25 protein-coding genes, 1 tRNA gene and 1 pseudogene are annotated in these 24,233 nt (G+C 60.4%); 10 read left to right on the top strand and 17 right to left on the bottom strand.

The features are described from left to right. Window positions 1–346 precede the first annotated feature (346 nt). The 7 genes from RLEG4DRAFT_RS33620 to RLEG4DRAFT_RS33590 all read left to right on the top strand — a co-directional run bounded on the left by RLEG4DRAFT_RS33620 (window position 347) and on the right by RLEG4DRAFT_RS33590 (window position 5,825). Window positions 347–757 carry a pilus assembly protein N-terminal domain-containing protein gene (locus tag RLEG4DRAFT_RS33620; protein WP_003583529.1) on the top strand — a complete coding sequence of 137 codons (411 nt, stop codon included), beginning with the start codon at window positions 347–349 and terminating at the stop codon, window positions 755–757. 114 nt (window positions 758–871) lie between these two features. Then, window positions 872–1,507 (top strand): TadE/TadG family type IV pilus assembly protein, encoded by a 636-nt coding sequence (locus RLEG4DRAFT_RS33615; RefSeq protein ID WP_037094497.1) that lies wholly within the window; start codon window positions 872–874, stop codon window positions 1,505–1,507. Continuing rightward, window positions 1,507–2,088 (top strand): TadE/TadG family type IV pilus assembly protein, encoded by a 582-nt coding sequence (locus tag RLEG4DRAFT_RS33610; protein ID WP_003583526.1) that lies wholly within the window; start codon window positions 1,507–1,509, stop codon window positions 2,086–2,088. Before RLEG4DRAFT_RS33615 ends, RLEG4DRAFT_RS33610 begins: the two co-directional genes overlap by 1 nt. Before the next feature lie 108 nt (window positions 2,089–2,196). Continuing rightward, the gene (locus tag RLEG4DRAFT_RS33605; protein WP_003583523.1) at window positions 2,197–3,417 is read left to right on the top strand and encodes a phosphopentomutase; all 1,221 of its coding nucleotides are present in this window, start codon (window positions 2,197–2,199) and stop codon (window positions 3,415–3,417) included. Next, window positions 3,414–4,382, top strand: coding sequence for an adenosine deaminase (locus RLEG4DRAFT_RS33600; RefSeq protein ID WP_003583521.1), 969 nt, complete (start codon window positions 3,414–3,416; stop codon window positions 4,380–4,382). Before RLEG4DRAFT_RS33605 ends, RLEG4DRAFT_RS33600 begins: the two co-directional genes overlap by 4 nt. 118 nt (window positions 4,383–4,500) lie before the next feature. Next, window positions 4,501–5,130, top strand: coding sequence for a uracil phosphoribosyltransferase (upp, locus tag RLEG4DRAFT_RS33595; protein ID WP_003583519.1), 630 nt, complete (start codon window positions 4,501–4,503; stop codon window positions 5,128–5,130). Window positions 5,131–5,255: 125 nt separating this feature from the next. Continuing rightward, on the top strand, window positions 5,256–5,825 hold the full coding sequence (locus RLEG4DRAFT_RS33590; protein WP_003583517.1) for a TIGR02281 family clan AA aspartic protease: 570 nt from the start codon (window positions 5,256–5,258) through the stop codon (window positions 5,823–5,825). 6 nt (window positions 5,826–5,831) lie between these two features. Here RLEG4DRAFT_RS33590 and deoA read toward each other — a convergent pair whose 3' ends face one another. From deoA to RLEG4DRAFT_RS33545, 9 genes are all read right to left on the bottom strand, one after another. Then, window positions 5,832–7,139: a thymidine phosphorylase gene (deoA, locus tag RLEG4DRAFT_RS33585; RefSeq protein WP_003583515.1), complete on the bottom strand. Its 1,308-nt coding sequence runs from the start codon at window positions 7,137–7,139 to the stop codon at window positions 5,832–5,834. Window position 7,140: 1 nt separating this feature from the next. Then, window positions 7,141–7,917 (bottom strand): deoxyribose-phosphate aldolase, encoded by a 777-nt coding sequence (deoC, locus tag RLEG4DRAFT_RS33580; RefSeq protein ID WP_003583514.1) that lies wholly within the window; start codon window positions 7,915–7,917, stop codon window positions 7,141–7,143. 113 nt (window positions 7,918–8,030) lie between these two features. Then, entirely contained in the window at window positions 8,031–8,831 is an 801-nt protein-coding gene (locus RLEG4DRAFT_RS33575; protein WP_003583512.1) for a purine-nucleoside phosphorylase, read from the bottom strand. Continuing rightward, window positions 8,828–9,217: a cytidine deaminase gene (locus RLEG4DRAFT_RS33570; RefSeq protein WP_003583510.1), complete on the bottom strand. Its 390-nt coding sequence runs from the start codon at window positions 9,215–9,217 to the stop codon at window positions 8,828–8,830. The genes RLEG4DRAFT_RS33575 and RLEG4DRAFT_RS33570 overlap by 4 nt, the downstream gene beginning before the upstream one ends. A gap of 2 nt (window positions 9,218–9,219) precedes the next feature. Next, window positions 9,220–10,191 (bottom strand): ABC transporter permease, encoded by a 972-nt coding sequence (locus RLEG4DRAFT_RS33565; protein ID WP_003583509.1) that lies wholly within the window; start codon window positions 10,189–10,191, stop codon window positions 9,220–9,222. A gap of 10 nt (window positions 10,192–10,201) precedes the next feature. Further along, complete coding sequence (locus tag RLEG4DRAFT_RS33560; RefSeq protein WP_003583508.1) at window positions 10,202–11,305, bottom strand: ABC transporter permease; 1,104 nt, start codon at window positions 11,303–11,305, stop codon at window positions 10,202–10,204. Between the two features lie 7 nt (window positions 11,306–11,312). Next, window positions 11,313–12,824, bottom strand: a complete 1,512-nt coding sequence (locus RLEG4DRAFT_RS33555; protein ID WP_003583507.1) for an ABC transporter ATP-binding protein — start codon at window positions 12,822–12,824, stop codon at window positions 11,313–11,315. 88 nt (window positions 12,825–12,912) lie between these two features. Then, on the bottom strand, window positions 12,913–13,905 hold the full coding sequence (locus tag RLEG4DRAFT_RS33550; protein ID WP_003583506.1) for a BMP family lipoprotein: 993 nt from the start codon (window positions 13,903–13,905) through the stop codon (window positions 12,913–12,915). 314 nt (window positions 13,906–14,219) lie between these two features. Next, a complete protein-coding gene (locus tag RLEG4DRAFT_RS33545; protein WP_003583505.1) occupies window positions 14,220–14,537 on the bottom strand; it encodes a hypothetical protein in 318 nt (105 codons plus the stop codon). 227 nt (window positions 14,538–14,764) lie between these two features. Between RLEG4DRAFT_RS33545 and RLEG4DRAFT_RS33540 the strand changes: the two genes are divergently transcribed. Continuing rightward, window positions 14,765–14,854 (top strand) — tRNA-Ser (locus tag RLEG4DRAFT_RS33540). Window positions 14,855–15,124: 270 nt separating this feature from the next. Here the strand turns inward: RLEG4DRAFT_RS33540 and RLEG4DRAFT_RS33535 are convergent. Next, window positions 15,125–15,859, bottom strand: coding sequence for a hypothetical protein (locus RLEG4DRAFT_RS33535; RefSeq protein ID WP_003583504.1), 735 nt, complete (start codon window positions 15,857–15,859; stop codon window positions 15,125–15,127). Between the two features lie 209 nt (window positions 15,860–16,068). Here RLEG4DRAFT_RS33535 and RLEG4DRAFT_RS33530 point away from each other — a divergent pair, with 209 nt between their 5' ends. Then, window positions 16,069–16,275: a KTSC domain-containing protein gene (locus RLEG4DRAFT_RS33530; RefSeq protein WP_003583503.1), complete on the top strand. Its 207-nt coding sequence runs from the start codon at window positions 16,069–16,071 to the stop codon at window positions 16,273–16,275. Here the strand turns inward: RLEG4DRAFT_RS33530 and RLEG4DRAFT_RS33525 are convergent. Then, the gene (locus RLEG4DRAFT_RS33525; RefSeq protein ID WP_003583501.1) at window positions 16,247–16,501 is read right to left on the bottom strand and encodes a hypothetical protein; all 255 of its coding nucleotides are present in this window, start codon (window positions 16,499–16,501) and stop codon (window positions 16,247–16,249) included. The two genes, RLEG4DRAFT_RS33530 and RLEG4DRAFT_RS33525, sit on opposite strands and share 29 nt — an antisense overlap. A 257-nt stretch (window positions 16,502–16,758) precedes the next feature. Here RLEG4DRAFT_RS33525 and RLEG4DRAFT_RS39535 point away from each other — a divergent pair. Further along, window positions 16,759–16,997 (top strand): annotated as a pseudogene (locus RLEG4DRAFT_RS39535) (CrpP-related protein). Here the strand turns inward: RLEG4DRAFT_RS39535 and pncB are convergent. The 6 genes from pncB to RLEG4DRAFT_RS33495 all read right to left on the bottom strand — a co-directional run bounded on the left by pncB (window position 16,979) and on the right by RLEG4DRAFT_RS33495 (window position 24,119). Further along, window positions 16,979–18,283: a nicotinate phosphoribosyltransferase gene (gene pncB / locus RLEG4DRAFT_RS33520; protein ID WP_003583500.1), complete on the bottom strand. Its 1,305-nt coding sequence runs from the start codon at window positions 18,281–18,283 to the stop codon at window positions 16,979–16,981. The pseudogene RLEG4DRAFT_RS39535 and the gene pncB sit on opposite strands and share 19 nt — an antisense overlap. 188 nt (window positions 18,284–18,471) lie before the next feature. Then, window positions 18,472–18,837 (bottom strand): hypothetical protein, encoded by a 366-nt coding sequence (locus tag RLEG4DRAFT_RS33515; RefSeq protein ID WP_171898259.1) that lies wholly within the window; start codon window positions 18,835–18,837, stop codon window positions 18,472–18,474. Between the two features lie 444 nt (window positions 18,838–19,281). Next, entirely contained in the window at window positions 19,282–20,241 is a 960-nt protein-coding gene (locus RLEG4DRAFT_RS33510; protein ID WP_003583496.1) for a 2-hydroxyacid dehydrogenase, read from the bottom strand. Window positions 20,242–20,248: 7 nt separating this feature from the next. Continuing rightward, complete coding sequence (locus RLEG4DRAFT_RS33505; RefSeq protein WP_003583493.1) at window positions 20,249–21,886, bottom strand: ABC transporter ATP-binding protein; 1,638 nt, start codon at window positions 21,884–21,886, stop codon at window positions 20,249–20,251. Beyond that, window positions 21,883–23,031, bottom strand: a complete 1,149-nt coding sequence (locus RLEG4DRAFT_RS33500) for an ABC transporter permease (protein ID WP_003583491.1) — start codon at window positions 23,029–23,031, stop codon at window positions 21,883–21,885. The genes RLEG4DRAFT_RS33505 and RLEG4DRAFT_RS33500 overlap by 4 nt, the downstream gene beginning before the upstream one ends. Then, complete coding sequence (locus RLEG4DRAFT_RS33495; RefSeq protein WP_003583489.1) at window positions 23,031–24,119, bottom strand: microcin C ABC transporter permease YejB; 1,089 nt, start codon at window positions 24,117–24,119, stop codon at window positions 23,031–23,033. The genes RLEG4DRAFT_RS33500 and RLEG4DRAFT_RS33495 overlap by 1 nt, the downstream gene beginning before the upstream one ends. Between the last annotated feature and the right edge of the window lie 114 nt (window positions 24,120–24,233).

The following is a 24,233-nucleotide window of genomic DNA, read 5'->3' as shown; positions in this document are numbered from 1 at the left end:
GTCCGCCAACTGTTGCCGTTGATCGGATGACGGCAACCTAGCGAATGGGCGTTTCCATCCACTTAAGGAAAAGAGTTAACGAGATTTGAACGAGACAACATGCCTTTGTAGAGTAAGTATTTCCTTATGGGCTTCCCTCAATATTTAACAATATTCCTGCTATATCAGCTGCATTCATCCGGAAATAGCACAGGCCCGACCTGTAACCGTCGCGAGCGCCTCCAGAGGCCGTACCAAATCGGCTCACCACGCGTCATTGCGGAACAAGGCTACTGGCTTAAGGCTTCGTTCACCATTTTTTTCCATTCTATGGCGATATTGCGCTGTGATCGTGAAAGAGGACCAAATGTCATCGAGCGGCAAAACCATTTTCTTTGCCGGCATGATCGCCGTTTTCGGTATTTCGGGAGTTTCCGCGGCCGCAGACGATGACATGCTGCGCGTCTATATGGATCACGCGCGCGTATTGAAGCTCGACCGCCCCGTCAGCAAGGTCATTGTCGGCAATGCCAAAGTCGCCGATGCGACCGTCGCCGACGCCAAAACCATCGTCCTCACCGGACGCAGCTTTGGCACCACCAATCTGGTGCTGCTCGATGCCGACGGCAATGCGATCCTCGACGAGCGCATTCTGGTGTCGATCGATGAGGGCAATACGGTGCGCGTCTACCGGCAAACTGAACGCTCGGTGCTGTCGTGCACGCCGAACTGCGAGCAGCATGCACAGCAGGCGGCTACCGCCGCCACCTCGCCCTGATTGGCTTATCTCACTTCTTCGGCCATTCGTTAAAATCGTCGTGTCACACTGAAACGGAAAATCAACGAACGGATCCTAGTGTGGCGGACAGAGAATGTCGCTCGGGTCCAGGCTATGACGGTAATTGATCAGAAGACGGATAAGGCGCATTCCCCAGCGCCGTTCCGTTTCTTGCGGTTTCGCGCTCTCGCCGGCTCGCGCGAGGGGGCTGCGGCGATCGAATTCGCCTTGCTCGCCATTCCCTATTTCCTGGTGATTTTCGCAATCCTCGAAACCTTCGTCGCCTTTGCTGCCGAGGAACTCGTCTCCAACGCGGTCGATACGATGAGCCGCAAGATGCGAACCGGGCAGATTACCTATAATCTCGGCCGCACGACCGATATGAGCCAGACGCAGTTCCGCCAGGCTTTCTGCAATGAGATCTCGATCCTGATCCGCTGCTCGGCGACCGAAGTGGCTACGCCGAGCAAGCTCTACCTGGATGTGCAGACGTTCAGCACCTTCTTGGCCATTCCGACGACGATTCCCAAGCTCTCCACCGACAGATATGCGGACCTCAACACGGCTGCCTTCAAATATGCACCGGGCGGCACCGGCGCCATCAACATGGTCCGCGCCTACTACCGCTGGGAAATCATCACGGATCTGGTCCGGCCTTATATCGCGACGATACGGCCCTCCGACGGTTCGATGCCGAGGGATTACCTGATCGTCGCCACCGCGGCCTTCCAGAACGAGCAGTATCCATAATGGCGCTTCTCAACCCGTTCACCAGACTGGTATTGACGGCGCGGCGGCTGGCCCGAGAGCGCAACGGCGCCGGCGCGATCGAATTCGCGATCCTCTTTCCCGTGCTCGTCATGCTCTATATCGGCGCTTTCGAGATCACGGTCGGCCTCAGCGTCAGCAAGCGGGTGACACGCGCCGCAGGTTCAATCGCCGACCTCGTCACCCAGCAGCAATCCATCACCAAGAGCACGCTCGCGCAGATGCCGTCGGTCGCAAACTCGATCTTCGTGCCCTATAACACGACATCGCTGAGATTGAAGATCACCGGCATTACCATCGACACCGGCGCCAATGCGAAGGTGCTGTGGTCCTGGGCGCAGGACGGCACGGTGCCCTATGGCAAGAACACGACCGTGAGCAATGTGCCGGCTGACATGAAGACGGCGAACAGTTTCCTCGTTCGCACCGAGCTCAGCATCCCCTATACGATGTTCCTGTTTGCGCCGAATTTCATGCCGGATGGCATGCGCACGATTACCATCAGCCGCAGTTTCTACTACCGCCAGCGGCAGGGCGAATCGATCCCCTGCGGCGACTGCTGACACCTCTTCCCCAACTCAAATTTGCCAAGCCGGCCGCAGCATTATATGGCTGGATCCCCGTCACCTCTGGCACTCCAGAGGCCGGCGATTGGCTTATTCGGGTGTAAAATGGCGCGTGCCTTTCTTTTCGTTCTGGATTCTTTCGGCGTCGGCGGAGCGCCGGATGCGGCGGCCTATGGCGACGAGGGTGCCGATACGCTCGGTCATATCGCCGAATTCTGCTCGGCCGGAGCGGGAGATCGCGCCGGATTGCGCAGCGGGCCTCTTTCCCTGCCCAACCTGTCGGAACTCGGGCTGATGCAGATCGCACGCTCCGCCTCGGGCCGTTTCCCGGCCGGCATGCCCGTCCCCGAGAAGGTCTATGGTATTTATGGCGCCGCCAGCGAAATTTCCCGCGGCAAGGATACGCCTTCAGGCCATTGGGAGATCGCGGGAACACCTGTTACGTTCGACTGGGGTTACTTTCCGATAGAGGGCGATGCCTTTCCCGAGGAACTCATCGAGGCGCTGTGCAAAGCGGCAGATGTGCCCGGCATTCTCGGCAACTGCCATGCTTCGGGAACGGAGATCATTGCCCGGCTCGGCGAGGAGCATATCCGAACCGGCAAGCCGATCTGCTACACCTCATCGGATTCGGTCTTCCAGGTGGCAGCGCACGAAGTGCATTTCGGCCTCGAACGGCTGCTTGCTTTCTGCCAGATAGCTCGGGGACTGCTCGATCGCTACAATATCGGCCGCGTCATCGCCCGGCCCTTCATCGGCCAGTCCTTCTCCACCTTCCAGCGCACCGGAAACCGGCGCGATTTCTCCGTATTGCCGCCGGAACCGACTTTGCTTGACCGGATTATCGAGCACGGCCGGCACGTGCATGCGGTGGGAAAGATCGGCGACATCTTCGCGCATCAGGGCATTTCCAGGGTCATCAAGGCGAACGGCAACGAGGCGCTGATGGATGCGACGCTTTCCACCATCGACGAGGCCGAGGACGGCGATCTCGTCTTCACCAATTTCGTCGATTTCGACATGATTTACGGCCATCGCCGCGACGTGCCGGGTTATGCCGCGGCCCTCGAAGCCTTTGATGCACGTTTGCCCGAAGTCCACAAGAAACTGAAGCCCGGCGATCTCGTCGTGCTCACCGCCGACCACGGCTGCGATCCGACCTGGCGCGGCAGCGACCACACGCGCGAGCGCGTACCTGTCATCGCCTATGGCCCCGGCATCCGGTCACGTTCGATCGGCGTGCGCCGCAGCTATGCCGATATCGGCGAAAGTATCGCGCGCCATCTCGGCATTCCGACCGGATCGCACGGAAGGAGTTTTCTGTGACATCGCATTTGAAGAAGGTCGAGCTGCACTGCCATCTGGAGGGTGCGGCACCGCCTCGACTCACCGAGGCGCAGGCGCGCAAATACGGCGTCGATATCAGCGGAGAGCTTCGCGACGGCGCCTATGTCTGGCATGATTTCGCAAGCTTCCTCGAATGTTACGACAAGGTTTCCGAGGTCTACAGGACCGAGGAGGATTATGCGCTTCTGACCGAAACCTATCTCGACGAACTAGCCGGTATCCATACGATCTACAGCGAACTGATCGTTTCGCCCGACCATGGGAAACGCATCGGGCTCGGCGCCGATGCCTATATCTCAGGCATCTGCGAAGGGATCCGGCGGGCCAGGGAAAAGAGCGGCATCGAGGCCCGGCTGATCGTCACCGGCGAGCGGCATTTCGGTCCGGAGAGTGTGATCGGTGCCGCCGAATACGCTGCCAAGGCAGGCAACCCTTTGATCACCGGCTTCAATCTTGCCGGCGAAGAGCGCATGGGTCGCGTCGCCGATTATATCAGGGCCTTCGATATCGCCCGGGATGCGGGCCTGGGGCTGACAATTCATGCCGGCGAGGTCTGCGGCGCCTTCAGCGTTGCCGACGCGCTCGATGCGGTGCGCCCGGCGCGCATCGGCCATGGCGTGCGCGCCGTCGAGGATCTCAATCTGGTGAAGCGGCTTGCCGATCTCGGCACCGTGCTCGAGGTCTGCCCGGGCTCCAATATAGCGCTCGGCGTCTTTCCCGATTTTGCTTCGCATCCGCTGCGCCGGCTGAAGGAATCGGGCGTTCGGGTGACGATCAGCTCGGACGATCCGCCGTTTTTCCATACCTCGCTCGCGCGGGAATACGAGCTTGCCGCCGGGGCCTTCGGCTTCAGCGACGCCGAGATCGATGCCATGACGCGCACGGCGATCGAGGCGGCCTTCGTCGACGAAGCGACCCGTAAGGCCCTGCTCGCCCGGCTCTAAGGGCTAAATGTGAAGCCTTAAGAGGCTGGGGATGATCGGCGCAAATTGGCCTCCACTCTTGCAGTCGGGCCGATTTCCGTGAAAGAAACATTCGATAGAAAGAATGAAAGGCTTCCCCATGGACGGCGTTACGGTCATCGATCACCCGCTGGTGCAGCACAAACTCACCATCATGCGGCGCAAGGAGACATCGACGGGAAGTTTCCGGCGCCTGCTGCGCGAAATCTCTACGCTGCTCTGTTACGAGGTGACCCGCGATCTCGAACTCACCATGGCAACAATCGAGACGCCGCTACAGACGATGGAATCGCCGATCCTCGAGGGCAAGAAGCTGGTCTTCGCCTCGATCCTGCGCGCCGGCAACGGACTGCTCGAAGGTATGCTTGATCTCGTGCCCTCCGCCCGCGTCTCGCATATCGGCGTCTACCGCGATCACGAGACGCTGCAGCCGGTCGAATATTACTTCAAGGCGCCGGAAGATGTGGCCGAGCGCCTGATCATCGTCGTCGACCCGATGCTGGCGACCGGCAATTCATCGATTGCAGCGATCGACAAGCTCAAGGAGCGCGGCGCCCACAATATCCGCTTCCTCTGCCTGCTTGCCGCCCCGGAAGGCATCCGCAGCTTCCGCGCCGCCCATCCCGATGTTCCGGTTTTCACCGCATCGATCGACAGTCATCTCAACGAGAAGGGCTATATCATGCCTGGCCTCGGCGATGCCGGCGACCGCATGTACGGCACCAAATAGTTTCAGCGTTCCTTTACCAAATCGAAAGAGTTTAGGCCCGGATCGTTCGTTCCGGGCCTTTTTCTATCGATCTTAGCGACTTATCAGGATTTGAGGCTTAGCAAGCTGGAAGCATGAGGCCCTGCATGAAGCCGGGTTTATACAGGAAGGATTTCTGTTTCATGCTCGTGCGTACCGTCATATTCGCCAGCATCGCCGCGGTGCTGGCCACACAGGCGCCCTCCTTCTTCGGAAACACCGGCGAGCATCCCGCCGACGCCCTCTCCGCCAATTATCTATCGACCGAAAGCGACAAGCCAGCCGCCCCCGCGCCGGTCCCCGCCAGCAATGCGATCCGTCTGCAGGCGGATGCGCAGGGCCACTATACCGGCAGCTTCAAGATCAACGGCAAGCCGGTGCAGGGCCTGATCGACACCGGCGCCACCTATGTCGCGCTCAACGAGACGCTTGCCCGCCGGCTCGGCTACACGGCCAACCAACTCGATTTCCGCTATGGGGTGAACACCGCCAACGGCCAGACGAAGGCGGCGCATGTGATGCTCGACCGGGTGGAAATCGGCGGCATCCGCGTGCGGGAGGTCGAAGCCTTCGTGCTCAAGGACGATGCACTGACGACGACGCTGGTCGGCATGAGCTTCCTGCGGAAGCTGGCCTCCTATTCCGTCGCCGACGGTTCGCTCAGCCTCAAGCAGTAAACCGCGTCAGATCCTGGCCGAAATCACCGGCGTCTGTTCCGGCTTTTCCTCGGTGATGCGGTAGTGCGCGGCAAGCGCGGCCGCTGCCCTTTCCGCCGCCGCTTCGTCGGCGGCGTGAACCACCGCAATCGGTTCGCCGGCGCTGACGCGGGTGCCGAGCGGCAGGAGTTCGGAGAAGCCGACGCGGTGGTCGATCCGGTCCTGGGGATGGCGTCTTCCGCCGCCGAGATCGATGACACTGACGCCGATACCTCGGACATCGCAGGCGGAAAGCCAGCCGGCCCGGCTGGCCGGAACAGGTTTTTTCACCGGCGCCCTGGCCAGATATTTGTCGGGCTTTTCGATGAGATCGGCCGGACCGCCGAGCATGGAGACCATGCGAGCGAAGATCTCGGCCGCCCTCCCCGATGACAAGGCCCGACGCGCCATCCCTTCGGCTTCGTCAGACGACGCGACAATGCCCGATTTCACCAGCATTTCGGCGGCGAAGGCAAGAACGACGGTCTGAAGCCGGGTGTCCGCCTTCCCACCCGCCAGGAAATCCAGGCAGTTGCGCATTTCAACGGCATTGCCGGCGGCATCGGCGAGCGGCTGGTTCATGTCGGTGATCAGCGCCGAAGTCTTGACACCGGCGCCATTGGCCACCTCGACCAGCGACTGGGCCAGGATCTCGGCCTGGGTGCGGTCGGCCATGAAGGCGCCGTTGCCGACCTTAACGTCAAGCACCAGGGTCTGAAGCCCGGCAGCAAGCTTCTTCGACAGGATGGAGGCGGTGATGAGGGGAATGGAATCGACGGTGGCGGTCACATCGCGCACGGCATAAAGCCTGCCGTCGGCAGGCGCCAGGGTTCCGGTCTGGCCGATGATGGCGCATCCCGCCTCTTTCACGACCTTGTGGAACAGGTGAGCATCCGGGGTGATCCTATAGCCTGGAATGGATTCGAGCTTGTCCAGCGTGCCGCCGGTATGGCCGAGGCCGCGCCCCGATATCATCGGAACGGCAAGGCCGCAGGCAGCAGTGATCGGCGCCAGCATCAGCGAAACATTGTCGCCGACGCCGCCAGTCGAATGTTTGTCGGCGACCGGGCGGTCGATGTCAGCCCATTGCAGCCGGTCGCCGGAATTGGCCATCGCCAGCGTCAGAGCGACGGTTTCGGCCCGCGACATGCCCTTGAACCAGACAGCCATGGCGAATGCGCCGATCTGGCCTTCCGACAGATGGCCGGCAGCGAGAGCCGCGATGAAGGAGTTGATATCGGCGGGGCCTAGTTCCTCGCCGTTACGTTTGCGCCGGATGATCTCCTGCGGAATCATCTCAATAGCTCGACGCCACGGCAGATGCAGACTGTGTTCCGCTCAGGACCGCCAGGATATCGTCCAGCAGGCCGGAGGCGCCGAAGCGGAAGGTCGACGGCATCGCCCAGTCCGGCGCCATAATGGTTTCGGCCAAGCTCAGATATAGGGCTGCATCAGCCACCGAGCCGATACCGCCTGCCGGCTTGAAGCCGACCTTGCGTCCACTTTCGCGAATGGCCCGGATCATGATGTCGGTGGCTTCGAGCGTTGCGTTGACGGCGACCTTGCCGGTGGAGGTCTTGATGAAATCGGCGCCGGCGTCGATGGCAAGCTCGGAGGCGCGGCGGATCAATGCCGCATCCTTCAATTCGCCGGTCTCGATGATGACTTTCAGCAGGATGGGACCGGCGCATTCGGCGCGCACTGCCTTGACCATATCGGTCACGGCCTTTTCATTGCCGGCTATGAACTTGCGGTAGGGAATGACTAGATCGATCTCATCGGCGCCGTCGGCAATCGCCTCACGGGTTTCGGCGGCGACATCGGCCACTTCCATGTCACCCGAAGGGAAGTTGACGACGGTGGCGATCCGCACGGCATGGCCGGTGCCGAGGATGTTGCGGGCATAACCGACGAAGCGCGGCCAGATGCAGATCGCCGCACTGTTGCCATAGGGCGTCTGCGCGCGGGCGCAAAGCACGTCGATCTGCGCCTCGGTGCAATCATCCTTCAAATTGGTGAGATCGAGAAGGGAAAGGGCGACCGCCGCCGTTTCCCGGATGGAATGGCTATTCATCTTCACTTCCTCTAGAGCATGATGCCGAAAAGTGTGAGCGTTTTCTCATGACATCATGCTCTAACTATCTAATTTAGAACAGGATTCAAATTTTTGGCCGACCCGGCCTAAAATCATCCCGTTCCAGTCGCAAGCATCTCTTTCAGTATGGCGGCGAGACGGGCGCCGCCAACGGGCGCCATGTCCTTGGTTTCTTCATGACTGAGCTCATTGCCGGTCATGCCTGCGCCATAGTTGGTGATAACCGAGGCGGCGGCAACCCTCAGGCCCAGCATTCTTGAGATGATGACCTCGGGCACCGTCGACATGCCGACAGCATCGGCGCCCAAAATACGCGCCATGCGGATTTCAGCCGGTGTTTCGAAGCTTGGGCCGGAGAACCACATGTACACACCCTGCGCCAGCTCGATTTTGAGCTTTGCCGCTGCCTTCTGCATCGCGGTCGCGAGGCCGGCATCGTAAGCATTGGTCATGCCGACGAAACGGTGATCGCTTTCCTCGCCGATCAGCGGGTTCATGCCGGAATAGTTGATATGATCGGTGATTTGCATCACCGAACCGGGCGGCATGTCGTCGCGTAGCGATCCGGCCGAATTGGTCAGGATCAGCGCCTCGACACCCAACGCCTTCAGCACCTCGATCGGCAGCCGCATGGCGTTGGCGTCGCCCTTCTCGTAATAATGCACGCGGCCGGAGAGCATGACCACGGGTTGGCCACCGAGACGGCCGGCCACGACCTCGCCCGCATGGCCGGAGACGGCGCTGACGGGAAAGCCCGGCAGATCGCGATAGGGAACGCGGACGGCGCCGTCCAGCTGAGCGACGAGGGAGCCGAGACCGGAGCCGAGCACGATGCCATGCCGCGGCTTGATACCGCCGAACAATGCGGCAAGCAGGTTGACCGTCGCCTTCATCCGAGTTCCGTCTCGAAGCTGAAGGGAAGCAGCTCTTCCATCGTCATCACCTTCTTCACGCCCGCCTCATCACAGAGATAGATCTTTGTGTCCTTCGAGGCGAATTCGGAGATCTTCTGGCGGCAGCCGCCGCAGGGCGGGCAGAGCGGCAGCTTCTCGGCGATAACGGCCATTTCGATGATCTTTTTGGCGCCGCCCATGATCATGGCGCCGATCGCCGTCGGTTCGGCGCACCACCCTTGCGGAAAGGAGAGGTTTTCGATGTTGGCGCCGATATAGACCTTGCCGTCCTCGGCGCGGATCGCGGCACCGACCGGGAATTTCGAATAGGGCGCATGGGCAAAGGCCATGGCGCCGCGGGCGGCTTCGAACAGATCGTGGGACATGATCAACGTTCCTTCGTATAGGGCACGCCGCCGGCCTTCGGCGGGGTCGCGACGCCGATGAAGCCTGCAAGCAGGATGCAGGTGAGGATATAGGGCAGCGCCTGGAAGACCTGAACCGGCACTTCGCCGATCAGCGGCACCTGCTTGCCCTGCATGAAGTTCGCCAGCGCATCGAGGAAGCCGAAGAGCAGGCAGGCAAACATCACAGGCACCGGCTTCCACTTGGCAAAGACGAGGGCGGCGAGCGCGATATAGCCCTTGCCGGCCGACATGTCCTTGATGAAGGCGGCCGACTGGGCGATCGCCAGATAGGTGCCGGCAAAGCCGCAGAGGATGCCGGCGCACATGACGGCGCGATAGCGCAGCCAAGCGACCGAGATCCCTGCGGTATCTACCGCACCCGGATTTTCGCCGACGGCGCGCAGCCGGAGGCCGAAGCGTGTGCGGTACAGCACCCACCAGGAAAAGGGTACGGCGAGGAAGGCGAGATAGGTGAGGATATTGTTGCCGGATATGACGTTGGCATAGAGCGGGCCGACGATCGGTACGTCGCGGATGGCATCGGCGCCGGGCAGGATAATCGGCGCGAAGCGCGCATCCGGCGGCAACTGCGGCGTGCGCCCACCCTGGCCGAACCAGGCCTGGCCAAGCACGATGGTGATGCCGGCGATGAAGAAATTGATCGCCACACCCGAGACAATCTGGTTGCCGCGGTTGGTGATCGAGGCAAAGCCGTGCACCAGGCTGAGCGCCACCGAACAGGCGATGCCGGCGCCGAGCCCGAGCCAGGCGGAATCGGTCAGATAGGCAACGCAGGCGGCGGCAAAGGCCGAGCCCAGCATCTTGCCCTCGAGACCGATATCGAAGATGCCGGCACGTTCCGAAAACAGACCGGCAAGGGCGGTGAAGATCAGCGGGATCGACAGGCGAATCGTCGAGCTCAGAACGCTGATGAAGATGTCATAATAATCCATCGTCCGCTCCTCAGGCTCGCTTGAACTGTTGGTAGAGATGCACCATCGCCGGCCGGAACATATATTCCAGAGCGCCGGCAAACAGGATCACCAGACCTTGGATGACCAGGATCATCTCGCGGGTGATGTTCGGCATCTCAAAGGAGATCCAGTCGCCGCCCTGATAAAGAATGCCGAAAAGGATGGCGGAAAAGATGATGCCGAGCGGATGGTTGCGGCCCATCAGCGAAACGGCGATACCGACGAAGCCGGCGCCGCCGACGAACTCCACCTGCAGCCGGGCGGAAGAGCCCATGACGGGATTGAGCGCCATCATGCCGGCGAGCGCGCCGGAAATGAGCATGGCGATGATAACGATACGCGCGTAGGGAATGCCGGCATAGGCTGCCGCCGTCGAACTCACGCCCAGTGTGCGCATCTCGAAGCCAAGCTTGGTACGCCAGATGAGTATCCAGACAAACCAGGCGGCAACAAGGGCGATGATGAAGGAAACATTGAACGGGGCAGCACCCAGCTTGGCGCCGAACATCTGCATGATCCAGCCAAGCTTCGGCAATTGCCCGCCTTCTAGAAAGGTGCGGGTTTCCGGCGCCATCTTGCCCGGCACGATCAACACGTGCACCAGAAGATACACCATGAGGGCGGCGGCGATATAGTTGAACATGATCGTGGTGATGACGATATGGCTGCCGCGCTTGGCCTGCAGGAAAGCGGGGATAAAGGCCCAGGCCGCACCAAAGAGGCCGGCTCCGACAACAGCGATCGGCATCGTCACATACCACGGCACGTAACGATCGAGCGCCAGTGCCACCAACGCGCAGCCCAGCCCACCGACATAGGCCTGGCCTTCCGAGCCGATGTTGAACAGACCGGCGTGGATGGCAACAGCCACCGAGAGGCCGGTGAAGATGAAACTCGTCGCGTAGTACAGCGTGAAGCCGATGCCCTCACCGCTGCCGAACGCGCCTTCGATCAGCAGTGACAGCGCAGCGAGCGGGCTCTCACCGATCAGCCAGACGACCAGGCCTGAGATTAGGAAGGCGACGATGAGGTTCAAGAGCGGGATCAGACCGTAGTTGATCCAGTTTGGCAGCGGAACGGAAGCAGTGCTCATAAAGGCCTCACGCGGCAATGCCGGCCATCATCAGGCCGAGGGTCTGTTCACCGGCATCGGGCGTCTTCTCGCCGACGACATGGCCGGCAAACATGACAAGGATACGGTCTGAAAGGGAGCGGATTTCATCGAGTTCGACGGAGACAAGCAGGATCGCCTTGCCCGCATCGCGCATTTCGATGATCCGGCGATGGATGAATTCGATGGCGCCGATATCGACGCCGCGCGTCGGCTGGCCGATGATCAGCATCTTCGGGTCACGTTCGATCTCGCGGGCGACGACGATCTTCTGCTGGTTGCCGCCGGAGAAATTCGCCGTCTTCAGCCGCGGGTTCGGCGGGCGGATGTCGTATTTTTCGATCTTCTCCATCGCATCCCTGCGGATCGCTTCGAGATCAAGCAGCGGGCCGCGGCTGTAGCCCGGACGGCGGTGATAACCGAGTACGGAATTTTCGTATTCCTCGAACTTCAAAACCAGACCCATGTGATGGCGGTCTTCGGGAATATGGGCGAGGCCGAGTTCGCGCAGCCGGGCGGGATCGGCCTTGTCGATCGTCTGGCCGTCGAGAAGGATTTCGCCGGAGGCGGGCTTGCGGATGCCGGCGATCGCCTCCAGCAATTCGGACTGGCCATTGCCGGCGACGCCGGCAATGCCGACGATCTCGCCGGCACGCACGTCGAAGGAAACATTGTCGACCATGGTGACGCCGCGATTGTCCTTGACCGAGAGATTGCGGACGGAGAGAACGGGGGCGCCTGGATTCGCCTCGCCCTTCTGCACGCGCAGCAGCACGCGGCGGCCGACCATCAGCTCGGCAAGCTCCTCCACCGTCGTTTCGGCCGTCTTGCGGGTGGCGACCATCTCGCCGCGGCGCATGACGGAGACCGTGTCGGTGATCGCCATAATCTCGCGCAGCTTGTGGGTGATGAGGATGATCGTCTTGCCCTGGTCGCGCAGCACCTTGAGGATGCGGAAGAGGTGATCGGCTTCGGCCGGCGTCAACACGCCCGTCGGCTCGTCGAGGATCAGGATCTCGGCGCCGCGATACATGGCTTTCAGGATTTCGACGCGCTGCTGCAGACCGACCGGGAGTTCTTCGATGAGCGCGTCCGGATCGACCTCGAGGCCGTATTCCGTTTCCAGCCGCTTGAGTTCGGCGCGGGCCGATGCAACGCCTCTCGCCAGCAGCATGCCGCCTTCGGCGCCGAGCATGATATTCTCGAGCACCGTGAAATTATCGACCAGCATGAAATGCTGATGCACCATGCCGATGCCGGTGGCGATCGCCGCCTGGCTGTCACGGATGGTGACCGGATTGCCGTTGACGCGAATCTCGCCGCTGTCGGCATGGTAAAAACCATAGATGATCGACATCAGCGTCGATTTGCCGGCGCCGTTTTCACCGATGATGCCGTGGATCGTTCCCTTGGCAACGGTGAGGTTGATGTCCTTGTTGGCATGGACGGCACCGAATTTCTTATCGATGCCGACAAGCTCGATAGCGGGCTTATCTGTCACTGCAGGCTCCAAATAAGAAAAGGGCGTATGGCGAAAATACCCTCCGCCATACGCCCGATCTCAATCGTCGATTACATCAGGGCGCGGATCACTTCGGGCAAGCATTGTCCGAGGTATAGTCGTGAACCTTGATGGTCCCCGCAATGATATCGGCCTTGGCCTTGTCGACGGCGGCCTGCATTTCCGGTGTGATCAGCGACTTATTGTTGTCGTCGATCGCGGCGCCAACGCCGTCTTCCTTGACGCCGAGCGCCTGGACGCCACCGGTGAACTTGTCGTTCTTGGTGTCGCTATAGGCGTTGTAAACGGCGAGATCGACGCGCTTGACCATCGAGGTCAGGACCGAGCCCGGATGCAGATGGTTCTGGTTGCTGTCGACGCCGATCGACAGCTTCTTGTTGTCGGCGGCGGTCTGCAGAACGCCGAGGCCGGTAGCGCCGGCTGCCGCGTAAATGACATCGGCGCCCTGGTCGATCTGGTTCTTGGTGAGCTCGCCACCGCGAACCGGGTCATTCCAAGCCGCACCCGTGGTGCCGGTCATGTTCTGGAAAACTTCGACATCGGCCTTGGCGGCGCGCGCGCCCTGCTCGTAGCCGCATTCGAACTTGCGGATCAGCGGGATGTCCATGCCGCCGACGAAGCCGACCTTGCCGGTCTTCGACGCCATGCCGGCGAGAACGCCGACGAGGTAGGAGCCTTCTTCTTCCTTGTAGACCACCGAGCGGACGTTCGGCTTATCGACGACGGAGTCGACGATGATAAACTTGGTATCGGGGAATTCAGCTGCGACCTTCTCGATCGCCGACGTCCAGGCGAAAGAAACGGCAACCACCGGATTGAAACCGCGGCTTGCGAAGTTGCGGATGGCCTGTTCGCCCTGGGTGTCGCCGGTCGGCTCGAAGTCGCGATAGGCAATGCCGGTCTCGGCCTTGAACTTCTCGGCGCCGTTATAGGCCGCTTCGTTGAAAGACTTATCGAACTTCCCGCCGGTGCCGTAAACCAGCGCCGGCTTGACATCGGCGGCAAGCGCCGTCGTCGACATGGCAGCCACGGCAAGGAGAGTGAGAAGGGATTTTTTCATTGTGCAGCCCTGTTGTTGCTATTCGTTAGGGGTCCTCCCGCAAGCCCTTTTCGGACATGTCTGCGGAACCACCGACCTCCCCCCGGAGGCCTGGCTGCGCGCATCCTTGCATGGCTCACGGAAAAATTCACCAGAAATTTTTCGGCTGGTAAAGATTTGCAGCAATTGCCGAAAATCATCTCTGCGGGATTGATTTTTAGACATTTCCGCCGCCGGAATGCAAAATTTCCAGCCAATCCGACAGCATGTCGGGATGACGAAAACACTGGCGGCCGATCGGATTCCGGCCGGGTCGCGGCGCCAAACCGGCTTGCCTATGCAGTGAAGCGACCGGCCACCGGCGACTTCTTATAGCCGACCATCCAGAGAAGCAGCGCGATTACCAGGAAAACGGCAAAGGCCGGCTGCAGCATCAGCCACTGGAAGATGAAGGCGTAGAAACGTGGGTGGATATAATAGGAAAGGGAGGATTGCAGCGACGTGAGGGTTGTCGGACTCACATCCTGCCAGGCATCGGAGATCGGCGTCACCACCACTGCGGACGCAGCAACCGATTGGATCGAATCGATGGTCCCGGCAATAACGGCCGCCGCTAGCGCGACAAGGCTGGCCAGACGCAACAGGAAACGCATCAATTCCTCCGACGCTCGATATGCCGGACAATCCCGGCCGGCCGCGCCATTCCTCACCTTGAGAATTACATAGGCGTCGATGGGGTGAAGCACAATGGACGGGCGGAGGCGAGTTTTATCTGAAGAAGTCAAAAAACTGTTAGATTTCGGTTGATCGACAAAAATTCATCGGTATATATCGCGCCGTTCCGACGATTTGCTCCTATCCAGGCGCGAACGCCCAAGAAGGACAGGTGGCCGAGTGGTTTAAGGCGCACGCCTGGAACGCGTGTGTACGTGAAAGCGTACCGTGGGTTCGAATCCCACCCTGTCCGCCATACCCCTTCTCTCTCAGGTCGGGCACGTGGAACCCTTGCGTCTTTAGCGGCGCCGCGAGCTTTCAAGAAAATCGATTGCGCGCCCAAGGCGCTGCAAGCCGGAGAACATCTGGCGTTCCAGGTATCTGCGATTCTCTCGAACCATGACAAAACAGCCTCAAATCGGATGGGTTCCGGAGCCATTCGCTCGCAAAGAATGAGCCGCGATCGAGGCTGAGAGCCGTCAGATTGCCGGCCGAAAAGCATCCGGGTCATCACGGCTCTGGATGTCTAGCGGAATATTTCTGAGACGGCATCTCCTTGAGGGGAGTTCCGTGCGAACTCGGAAAACTGGAATTTGCGAGCCAAAACCACCGAGGCATAGCATAATCCAAATGTGCCCAGGCTTTGAGAAACAATCAGGAGCACCAAAGCCACCGGGCTTATTTTTCCACCTTGAAAGACAGCATCCGCTTCGTATGACATCGACGCCGCTACGGCTAGCAACAGAAACGACACCATAGAGGGAAGAATAATCCCCGCAAACAGGCGCAGAAAGGTTGGAAGGAAGCTATGTTTGCCCTTGGCAAAGGCATCTGCAAGTCCGCTCTTCGAACCTGCTATTCCGGCAGTCGGCCAGGTTCCGACAAGGGCGAGGAGCAACGGATAGATAATTGCGAACAGCCCGCCGCATAACAGTAAAAATGCGCCCATTGAAAAGGAAGCGGCGCCGGATGCAAGAGGGACGCCGATTGCGACACCCAAAACAAGAAGCAGGATAAGCAAATTTTTCCAGATGTAGCTGCCAAACCCAACCATGCCCCGGCCGATCTGCACTCGCCCGGTTCCGTTCAATATGGTACTTTGGACGCAATAGCCTATATATAGCGCAATAAAAAACTGAGTGGAACCGCCGCTACGGCTCTCGCTATACTCAGAAAATACTATTATCGCACAACTTAATCCAACAAATAAACAAACAAGAGCTAGATTATGTCTTACAAAAGAAATCGTTTCACCTAGCATTGTCACCCCTGCCACCTGCCGCTCGCGCTGAGTCGAAGATATCGTCATTAAAATATGACGCTGTCAAATGCGGGGAGTGTCATGAACATTGTGGAACCAAGGGAGCCGACAGCATTCCGAGGATTCCAGAATTTTTACCATTCCGCTTCACCGCGTCTTTGCACGTTTGAGTTTATCTTCTGCCAAACTAAAAAACGGAGATTAAACAGGTGGAAGAACTTTCGGTGAAGTCGAAGATCATCAAATCCGTCTATTTCAGCCAGGAAGACGGACGGCTCAGGATTTTTTTCAAGAATGGCGAGGAACGTCTATTCGAAGGCGTGCCGTCCTCGGAAGCCCATGCGATGACGGCGGCGCCGTCTCCCGGCCATTATTACCTCGACCGGATCAGAACCCGGTTTCGGAGAGCTGCCTGACCAGCCGAGGAATGCCGCCGGCCCACGGGCAGGCGTGCGCGGGATCGGCACAGGTCCCGGTGGATATTAACTGTCCTTTAACCTTCCCCATCATCTTGGTTGGATCGCGCCGGCCGAAAGGCGGCAACGTGTCGGCGCTGCCGGCTTGTTCAAGGTCGGCTAGCCGGGAGGCCCGGTGGCGGACCCCAGCCAGGAAGCCGGGCCTCCCGACATTGTCGTTGATCATGATCGCATGATCCCGGACCGTTCCGGTCTGCACTAGAGCGGTTCAGGTTTTCACGGAAGCGCTGAACCACTCTAACTTTTTGTTTTTACGCAATTCCGGGCGGAAAACCGCTTCGCACTTTTCCTGGAATTGCTCTAGCCCCCGAACTAGCGATTTGGGGCTAATCCTGTGAAAAACCCCAATTCTCGAATCCGGACTCGACAATGCTTTATTAGAATGATTGCATGAATCGATCGGATAGAACCGAGGGGGTGATGATGTTCGAGACGCTGCTTGAGATGCAGGAGCGTGGCGTACGGGACCGCGCACGTGGCCGCAGCCTGGCCGACAATCCGATGTCGAAGCCGGATATCCTGCCGATCACCGATTTCCAGGAATGGTATTCGATGTTCGACGCCTGGCGCTTCGGTTGGTCGATCGAGGATGCGATGGCCGGGCATAACAGTCCACCACGCAATGGCAGCCCCTGTCCCAAACCTACACCAGGACGGTCTGATCGATCCTGTCCTCGGCACCGAAGAATTTCAGGTAGCGCTCGACCTCTGCCGGTTCGCCGGTCGCCTTCTGCGGATTGTCAGACAGTTTGACTGCCGGCCGGCCATTGGCGTCGCTGACCTTGCAGACGACGGAGATGGGGTTGAGGCCTGATATTTCGGTCGGCGCGCAACCGGAAAAATCATTGGTCAGATTGGTGCCCCAGCCGAAGCTCATGCGCACGCGACCTTCGAAATGCCGGTAGGTATCGATGATGGCGTCGACATCGAGACCGTCGGAGAAGATCAAGAGCTTCTGGCGCGGATCGCGGCCCATCTTCTTCCACCAGTCGATAATCTTTTCACCGCCTTCGATCGGCGGGGCGCTGTCGGGGCGAAAGCCTGTCCAGTCCGCCACCCATTCCGGCGCATCGCGCAGGAATGCGGCGGTGCCGAAGGCATCCGGCAGGACAATCAGAAGGTTGCCGCCATAAAGCTTGTTCCAGTCGCGCAGGATCTTGTAGGGCGCGTTGCGCAACTGCTCATCGGTTTGCGCAAGGGCCGCCGCCACCATCGGCAGCTCATGGGCATTGGTGCCGACGGCCTCGAGATCGGAATCCATCGCCAGCAAGACGTTGCTGGTCCCGGTAAAGGCCGGGCCGATGCCTTCCTTCAGCGCCTCGACGCACCAGCGCTGCCAGAGGAAACTGTGACGGCGGCGGGTGCCGAAATCGGAGATACGCAAGCCCGGCAGTTCCTTCAGCCGTTCGACCTTCGACCACATCTTCGCCTTGGCGCGGGCATAGAGCACATCGAGGGTGAAGGGGCCGAGCGCCTTCATCGCCGAGCGCGACCGCAGCTCGTTGACGATGGCGAGCGCCGGGATTTCCCACATCGTGGTTTCCTTCCAGGAGCCATGGAAATCCAGCACATATTGCCCGTCCTTCTTCGACAGCTCGTATTCGGGGAGCTGGAAGTTGGAAAGCCAGGCGAGGAATTCCGGCTCGAAGATCTGCGCGCGACCGTAGAAGCTGTTACCTGCCAGCCAGATCATCTCCTTCTTGGAGAGCTTCAGGGTGCGGGCATGATCGAGCTGCTCGCGCAATTCGCCTTCGTCGATCTCATCGGCGAGGCGCACGCGCTTGGTGCGGTTGATGAGGGTGAAGGACGCGTTGACGTCGGGATAAAGCTTCCAGATCATCTGCAGCATCAGCAGCTTATAGAAGTCGGTATCGATCAGGCTGCGGACGATCGGATCGAGCTTCCAAGCGTGATTGTAGACGCGTCTTGCGATATCGGTCCTGGCCATGAAATTCCCGCCCCTGTCCACTCCGGTCAGGTGCTGCCAAATTCCCGCGTGCTGCCAAGTGCGGGGCCGGCGCACGAAACCGGCTCGTGCGCCTTCTTATCGAAAAATCGGCAGAGAAAGTCCAGACAAATCAATAAACATCCCGCCGCGGTACGGCGGCGGGATGTGAGAGGTCACCTGCCGGATGCTCATTGCGCCGGTGCTGCGGGTTGGGCCGGTGCTGCGGGCGTGACGCCAGGAGCAGCCGGCGCAGTGTTCTCGGTCTCGGTCGGAACCGCAGTGCCATTTTGCAGTGTCGGCGCCGGTGCCGTGGCGGGCTGCTGCGACTGCAACTGCTGGCCGGGCTGCTGCGGCGCCACCTGGTTTGCCTCGCGCTTGCCCCAGATCTCGACGGGGATCCAAACCACGAAGGCGAGCACCAGCGCGGCGACCAGCACCAGCAGAATGCGATAACCCGTGCGCCCTTGCTTGGCCTTCACCGTCGGGATCTGCTCTTCCTTGTGGAGCTGGCCGTCGGACTTTTCCCAGCGTGTTTCCGTCTGATGCGCCATCATCGTCTCCTTCCGCCGTCATGACCGGCATATCCGGCCAGCGAAGAATTTCAGCAGAGGAAACGGGTGGCCGTCTGGAAGGTTCCGGGAGGCTTAGAGCCTTTCCGGGTTAGATTGAAGCATTCTGCCGGAGCACATTTTCGTCAGGGCAAAGGCGATTGGCGAAGGGCATACCCTTTGGTACGTCCGAGCCGATCGCCTTTGATCCTGGCTAGAGATGCCCGGCCCACCGGCCGCACCGCTTCGCATGGCGAAGCGATAAGTGCGCCCGGCAATTTCTAAGTCTTGCAGATTTGCCAAGGCAAATCTGCGGGAGGGTTGGCTGAAACGGGCCGGCTGATCGACCGGCCGGCTTGGCCGTAGAGCCGGGCTACGACGCGCGCCGGCCGGTCGACCATCCGACTCCGTTTGAGCCAACAGAATGCTTCAATCTAACCCGGAAAGGCTCTAATAGCCGGCGGCGCGATCGACCACGAACTGCAGCGGCTCGCCGCGCTCGAAACGGGCGATCTGCATCTCGACATGACGGAACAGGGCGTTTTCTTCGGAGACCGCCGCGTCGTGCGGCGTGATGAAGACATTTTCCAATTCCCACAACGGATTGTCGGGGCCGAGCGGTTCCACCTCGAAGACATCGAGGGACGCACCGCCGAGGGTACCGTTGCGGACAGCGGAAACGATATCGGCCTCGACCTGGCTCTTACCGCGGCCGGCATTGATGAAGACCGGCTTTCCGAGCGCGCCGTTGCTGCGGAGTTTGTTGAATAGCCCGCTATCATAGAAGCCCGTCGTCTCCGGCGTCAGCGGCAGCAGGCCGACGAGGATGTCGGTCTTTCCGAGGAACTCGTCCAACGCGCCGGCATCGAAGGTTTCGACGCCGTCGATTTGCTTGCGGGTGCGCGACCAGCCGATGACGTTGAAACCCATCACCTTCAGCTTGGCGACCGCATCCAGCCCGAGAATGCCGAGACCCATGACGCCGACCGTGACCTCCGCCGCCTCCGGCGCGATCAGCTTGGCCCATTGGCGCTGCCGCTGGTGGCTGTCATGGGCGTACTGCCCACGCAGATGCATCAGGCATTGCATGACCACCCATTCGCTCATCCGGGTCGTCAGGCTGCGATCGACAAAACGGACGATCGGGATCTCGGGCAGCCCGTCCATGCCGATGATATGGTCGACGCCGGCGCCGCCCGAGAAAATCACCTTGAGGTTCGGCGCCCGCGCGAAAAGGTCGGCATCCGGCTTCCAGAGAAGCGCGTATTCGGCCTCGCGGAGATCCCGCGCCCGATCGCCCGGATCGGCGAGATTGATGCTGCCGCGATCGGCAAAGGCCGTCTTCAGCACGCGGGCGACGCCTTCGGGATTGAATTTGATATCGACGAGAACGGGAGGATGTGCGGACATGATCTCTTTACTGCTGCACGGCGGGCGTCGGCACCGCCTCGATGTTGAAGGCGGCGGCCATCAGCGCCCTGGTGTAATCGTCCTTCGGCGCGCGGAAGATTTCCGCTGACGGGCCCTGCTCCACCACTTTGCCGAAACGCATGACGATGACGTCGTTGGCGAGCGCCTTCACCACCTTCAGGTCGTGGCTGATGAAGAGATAGGCGAGGTCATGCTTCTTCTGCAGATCGCGCAGCAGATCGACCACCTGGGCCTGCACGCTCATATCGAGTGCCGAGGTCGGCTCGTCGAGCATGACGAAGCGCGGCTTCAGCACCATGGCGCGGGCAATAGCAATGCGCTGGCGCTGGCCGCCGGAGAATTCGTGCGGATAACGCCAGCGGGTCAGGGGATCGAGACCGACTTCCTCCAGCGCCCAGCAGACGCGCTGGTCGCGCTCTTCCGATGTCAACGCGCGCTCATGCACCTTCAGCCCTTCTGCGACGATATCGCCGACCGACATGCGGGGGCTGAGCGAGCCGTAGGGATCCTGAAAGACCACCTGCAACTGGTTGCGCAGCGGCCGCATCTCGCTGAACGAATAGCCGGCTATATCCTTGCCGACGAAGGCGATCCGCCCCTGCGAAGAAATCAGCCGGGTAAGCGCCAGGCCGAGCGTGGTCTTGCCGGAGCCGGATTCGCCGACGACGCCGAGAGTCTGCCCGGCGCGCAGCGAAAGGTCGATGCCGTCGACCGCCTTGACGTGATCGACGACGCGGCGCATCAGCCCGGCCTTGATCGGGAACCAGACGCGAATGTCCGAACCTTCCATCACCATCGGTTTCGACGGATCGGCGATCGGCGGCTCGCCGCGCGGTTCGGAGGCGAGAAGGTGGCGGGTGTATTCGTGTTTCGGGTTGGCGAAGACCTCCTCGACCGTTCCGGTTTCGACGATCCTGCCCTTGGTCATGACGCAGACGCGATCAGCGAATTTGCGTACGATGCCGAGATCGTGGGTGATGAACAGCATCGACATGCCGTGCACGGCCTTCAACTGGCGGAGCAGTTCGAGGATCTGCGCCTGCACGGTGACGTCGAGCGCGGTGGTCGGCTCGTCGGCGATCAGCAATTCCGGCCGGTTGGCAAGTGCCATGGCGATCATCACGCGCTGGCGCTGGCCGCCGGAGAGTTCATGCGGATAGGCCTTCAACCGCTTCTCCGGCTCGCGGATGCCAACCTGATTCAACAATTCCAGGATGCGCTGTCGCGCCGACTGGCCGCTGAGACCCTGGTGCAGTGCCAGGATCTCGGCGATCTGCTTCTCGATCGTGTGAAGCGGATTGAGCGAGGTCATCGGCTCCTGGAAGATCATGGTGATGTCGTTGCCGCGCACCTCGCGCAGCGCCCGCTCCGACGCCTTCAGAAGGTCCTTGCCCTTGAACAGGATCTCGCCGGAAGGATGGCTTGCCGAGGGGTAGGGCAAGAGCTGCAGGATCGAGTTGGCCGAAACCGATTTGCCGGAGCCGGATTCGCCGACAAGCGCCACGACTTCGCCCTTGGCGATATCGAAGGAGATATGATCGACGGCAAGCGACGTCTCGCCGCCCTGATGAAAGGCAACCGAGAGATCGCGGACGGAGAGCAGCGGTTCTGTCATGTCACTCATTGAAACGTCTTCCTCGGATCGAAGGCATCGCGCACGGCTTCGCCGATGAAGATCAGCAGGGACAGCATGATCGACATGGCGAAGAATGCCGTCAGCCCCAGCCATGGCGCCTGCAGGTTGGCCTTGCCCTGGGCGATCATCTCACCAAGCGACGGGGAACCCGGCGGCATGCCGAAGCCGAGGAAATCGAGCGAGGTCAGCGTGGTGATCGAGCCGGAGAGGATGAAAGGCAGGAATGTGAGCGTCGCAACCATGGCATTCGGCAACAGGTGGCGCCACATGATGGTGCGGTTGTTGACGCCGAGCGCGCGGGCGGCGCGGACATACTCGAAATTGCGGGCACGCAGGAATTCGGCGCGCACGATGCCGACGAAACCCACCCAGGAGAAAAGCAGCATGATGCCGAGCAGCACGAAGAAGCCGGGCGGCAGGAGTGCGGCGATGATGAGCAGGATGTAAAGCACCGGCATCGACGACCAGATCTCGATGAAGCGCTGCAACAGCAGATCGGTCCAGCCACCGAAATAACCCTGTACCGCACCTGCCGTCACGCCGATGATCGCCGAGCAGATGGTCAGCACCAGGCCGAAGAGCACAGATATGCGGAAACCGTAGATGACGCGTGCCAGAACGTCGCGCGCCTGATCGTCGGTGCCGAGCCAGTTGAGATTGCCAAGCGTGCAATCCGGATCGTTCACGCCTTGCGGATAACCGGCGCAGCGTTCCTCCTTGGTCATCAGCCAGAAGGGGGCGGTCGGCGCCGAATGCGGAATGTTGGAATTGACGGAGCGGTAGGAATAGCGGATCGGCGGCCAGATCATCCAGCCATTCGCATTGATCTCCTCCGATATCACCGAGGAACGGTAGTCAGTCTCGGCCAGGAAGCCGCCGAACTTTTCCTCGGGATAGTCGATGATAACCGGAAACAGGATCTCGCCCTTGTAGGAGGCGATAATCGGCCGGTCGTTGGCGAGGAACTCGGCAAACAGGCTGAGCACGAACAACACCAGAAACAGCCAAAGCGCCCAGTAACCTCGGCCGTTCGCCCGGAAATTCTGCCAGCGGCGAATATTGGTTGGCGACAGCAGGCCCTTGCGCGGCGGCTTGACGGGTGTTGCGACAGCAGGATTTGCGGCGGCGTCCATCAGACATCCCTCCGCTCGAAATCGATGCGCGGATCGATCCAGGTATAGATCAGGTCGGAAACCAGGCTGACGACGAGGCCGAGCAGCGAGAAGATGTAGAGCGTGGCAAAGACGATCGGGTAATCGCGGTTGATGACCGAGAGATAGCCGAGGCGGCCGAGGCCATCCAGCGAGAAGATGTTTTCGATCAGCAGCGAACCGGTGAAGAAAGCCGAAATGAAAGCGCCGGGAAAACCGGCGATGATGATCAGCATGGCATTGCGGAAGACATGACCGTAGAGCACTTGCCGCTGGTTCAGGCCCTTGGCGCGGGCGGTGACGACATATTGCTTCTTGATCTCCTCGATGAAGGAGTTCTTGGTCAGAAGCGTCGTCGTCGCGAAGGCGGAGAGCGAAAGCGAGATCAGCGGCAAGGTGAGGTGCCAGAAATAGTCGAGCGGCTTCTGCCACCAGGCCAGCTGGTCGAAATTATCGGAAACCAGACCGCGCAGCGGAAACCAGTCATAGAAGGAGCCGCCGGCGAAAAGCACGATCAGGAGAATGCCGAAGAGGAAGCTCGGTACAGCGTAACCGACGACGATGACGCCCGACGTCCAGACATCGAAGGTCGATCCATCCTTGACCGCCTTGCGGATGCCGAGCGGGATGGAGATGGCATAGGAGAAGATCAGGATCCAGATGCCGAGCGAGATCGACACCGGCAGCTTCTCCTTGACGAGGTCGAGCACCGAGGTATTGCGGAAGAAGCTCTCGCCGAAATCGAAGCGGATGTAATTCCACATCATCTCGCCAAAACGGGTCAGTGGCGGCTTGTCGAAGCCGAATTGTTTTTCCAGCTTGGCGATCAGTTCCGGATCGAGCCCCTGGGCACCGCGATATCTAGAGCCTTCGTCGCTGCCGCCGCCGCCGAGAAGATCGCCACCGCCGGACAGGCGCTGGTCGGCACTGTCGGCCTGACCGGTCAATTGGGCGATCACCTGCTCGACGGGGCCGCCGGGCGCAAATTGAATGACGATGAAGGAAATTGCCATGATGCCGACGATGGTCGGGATCATCAAAAGCAGGCGGCGAATGACATAGGCACCCATCAGCCTTCAGCCTCCGGAAATGTTTTTCTCGTCTGCCTGCCGTCCAGTCCAATGCCGCTCAATCCGCCAGCCTTTCCTTGCCGGCGCTGCCGGCGTGTCGTGATTCGTTCGCGC

Source organism: Rhizobium leguminosarum bv. trifolii WSM2297, assembly GCF_000271845.1.
Note: the sequence above shows the minus strand (reverse complement) of the source record. Positions and strands in the feature narration are given on the sequence as shown.